Origin of the sequence: Methanosarcina spelaei (assembly GCF_002287235.1) — an archaeon.
GTDB lineage: Archaea > Halobacteriota > Methanosarcinia > Methanosarcinales > Methanosarcinaceae > Methanosarcina > Methanosarcina spelaei.
Window position 1 is genome coordinate 1 of the sequence record NZ_LMVP01000189.1, and the last position, 3,217, is coordinate 3,217.

Here is a 3,217-nt window from a genome sequence, read left to right on the forward strand (position 1 = left end):
GTGAGCATGGCAGCGATCCAGAGTTCCCGAAGGCTCGCACACTTCAGTACAGTAAGGAACGCGGGCAGGCTTATCTACTGTGTTCGGGATGGGTACAGGAGTTGCACTGCCGCTATGGCCGCCAGACTCAACATATAAGAAGGATTGGAAAATGAAAGTCATGTATAGTGCTGCATTACTGGATTTCGCCTGGACTTGATTAGGAAAGGAACGGATAATTAGTGAACGCGGACTGAACACCTCGTTGCCTTGGTGCTTACATCCCGTTTCTATCAAACCGGTCTTTTACCGGAATCCTTAATGAGGTCTCTTTTTAGGAAAGATTTCGAGCTTAGATGCATTCAGCTCTTATTCCGAAGCGCGTAGCTGCCCGGCGATGCCTTGTCAGACAACCGGTACACCAGGGGCGCCGCTGCTTGGTTCCTCTCGTACTAAAAGCAGCTTACCCGCAGACCTCAAACACCTCTAGTAGATAGTAACCGACCTGTCTCACGACGGTCTAAACCCAGCTCACGATCTCCTTTAATAGGCGAACAACCTCACCCTTGGCCGCTGCTGCACGGCCAGGATGGAAAGAACCGACATCGAGGTAGCAAGCTGCCGGGTCGATATGTACTCTTGCCGGCAACGACTCAATTATCCCCGGGGTAACTTTTCTGTCATTTTTGGCCCCCACCAAGGAGGCTCAAAAGTTCGCTAGAACCGACTTTCGTCTCGTCATCCACTGCTATGCTGAATAACGTCAGGCTGACTTATGCTCTTGCACTCTTCAGTGAGTTTCCGACCCACTTGAGTCAACCATTGCGCGCCCTTGATATCTTTTCAAGGGCGTCCCGCCCCAGGCAAACTGCCCACCTATCGGGGTCCTCTTCGCAGAGTTAGGGTCGTAGTCCCAGAAGGGTAGTGTCCCAATTGCGGCTCCACGGATGCTGGCGCACCCGCTTCGATGCCTCCTACCTACTCTGTACATCCAGAACCACAACCCAGCGACAGGCTGCAGTAAAGCTCCACGGGGTCTTCACTTCCCCCTAGAGGTCTCTAGACTGTGCACTAGAATGTAAGCTTCACCGGATTCCAGTTAGGGACAGTGGGGCTCTCATTGATCCATTCATGCAAGTCGCCAATTAAGCGACAAGGTACTACGCTACCTTAAGAGGGTCATAGTTACCCCCGCTGTTTACAGGCCCTTCTTCCCGTTGAGCCGGGGTTTCAGGTACCTGCACTGAGCAGGATTCAGAGATTGTACTAGCCCTTACGGGTTTGCAATCTCCTATGTTGGTATTAGACAGTTAGAGCCCCCTGGTCACTGCGACCTGCTGTCTTCACAGCAGGCACTCCTTATCCCGAAGTTACGGAGCTAATTTGCCGAATTCCCTTAACTGAATTACTCCGACACGCCTTAGCCTTTTCAGCTAGGGGCACCTGTGTCAGTTCTCGGTACGGACATTTAGCAGCCTTTTCACGGGTCCCTGGGTGCAGCCGACTTTAGCCATTACAGATTCGCCCGATTCTCGCCATTACGGCTCTCCACGGGATTCGCTGCTTAGACGGCGCGACGGCGCCGCTCGGCCTGCCCGGAGACGTCAGACTGATTGCTAAATGGTACAGGAATATTAACCTGTTTCCCTTTCGGCGTACTCGAGTTACGGTACGTCTTAGGACCGACTAACCCTCGGCTGACGAACATTGCCGAGGAAACCTGGCCCCTTCGGCGGCAGGGATTCTCACCCTGCTTTGCTGCTACTATTACCAGGATTTTCGTTTGTGAACGGTCCACAGGACTTCACAGCCCTGCTTCAGTCCGAACACAACGCCTTCCTACGAGATTACCTTACGGTACTCCGTGGTATCGGTAGTCGACTTGAGCCCCGTCAATTTTCGGGGCCCCAAACCTCGACTGGTGAGCTGTTACGCACTCTTTGAAGGGTAGCTGCTTCTAAGCTAACCTTCCAGCTGTCTTGGGCTTGGGACGCCCTTTAGTGTTTACACTTAGTCGACACTTGGGGACCTTAACCACGGGCTGGGTTGTCTCCCTTACGGACTACAAGCTTACCCCAGCAGTCCGGACTCCGACTTTCTACGATGACGGTGGGTTTGGAGTTTGACAGGCGGGCGAGGGGTTTCCCCCCCGGAACCGCTAATCAGTGCTCTACTCCACCGACGATCTCCAGTCAGGTCATGCTACGACATGTTTCGGAAGGAACCAGCGGATGCCGGGTTAGATTAGCATTTCACTACGAGACGCAGGTCACACGAATGATTTGCAGATCAATACCGTTTACGGTCCTCCACGTAGCTTTCGCCACGCTTCAACCTGCCCACGCCTAGATCACCCGGCTTCGGGTCTTACCCCGGTGACTCCACGCACTTGTATACGTCGTGCCTCGCCCGAAGGCTGCGCACATGTTGCTTTCGCTTCGGCTGCCCAAATATAAGGTTAGCCATTGCCACCAAGATAAACTCCCTGGCCCGTTCTTCAAAACGTAAGATACGACACTGGCAGTGATATTCGTACAGCATTCTCGCGAATGTTTCCTTCATATCAGAGTTCCTTTAATGCCATATCGTTCCATCACTATCAGGTTTCAGGCACTTTGCACCTCCCTTCTCGGGGTACTTTTCAGCGTTCGGTCACCCTACTATTTCGCTATCGGTCTCAAGTAGTATTTAGTTTTGGAGGTTGGTGCCCCCCGGATTCCCGCACGATATCCAACGCACGGTACTCAGGGACATGTTCCGGTCTATTGGTTTACACATACGTGACTGTCACACTCTATGGTCTGCCGTTTCAGGCAAGTTCTGTTTAGCCGCCAGACGTTTGAACAGCCCTACAACACCACATTTCCCTGTGAAGGGATTCGGTTTGAACTGTGCCGTTTTCACTCGCCGTTACTAACGGTATCTCGTTTGATTTCTTTTCCTGCTCCTACTAAGATGTTTCAATTCGGAGCGTTCCCGATCATTACTGATCACTATGGAGAGGTCCCATTCGGAGATCCCGGGTTCATAGGCTCCTTGCACCTACCCCGGGCTTATCGCAGCTTGGCACGTCCTTCATCAGCTCTTGAGCCGAGCCATCCACCTGATAGCATAATTCCTGTGTATCCTAACCAGGTCCAGTAAGCGTCCAGTATACAGCACCTATACATGACTTCATGTACCTGCGTGTCAACACAGGCAATCCGTCCTTCCCCGGAAATTTACTTCCCGGGTGCAT

The 3,217-nt window shown here is 52.5% G+C and carries 2 rRNA genes; both read right to left on the reverse strand.

The features are described from left to right. Window positions 1-4: 4 nt before the first annotated feature. Window positions 5-126: ribosomal RNA gene (rrf, locus tag ASJ81_RS10390) — 5S ribosomal RNA — on the reverse strand. Window positions 127-199: 73 nt separating this feature from the next. Further along, window positions 200-3,106: ribosomal RNA gene (locus tag ASJ81_RS10395) — 23S ribosomal RNA — on the reverse strand. Window positions 3,107-3,217: the final 111 nt, after the last annotated feature.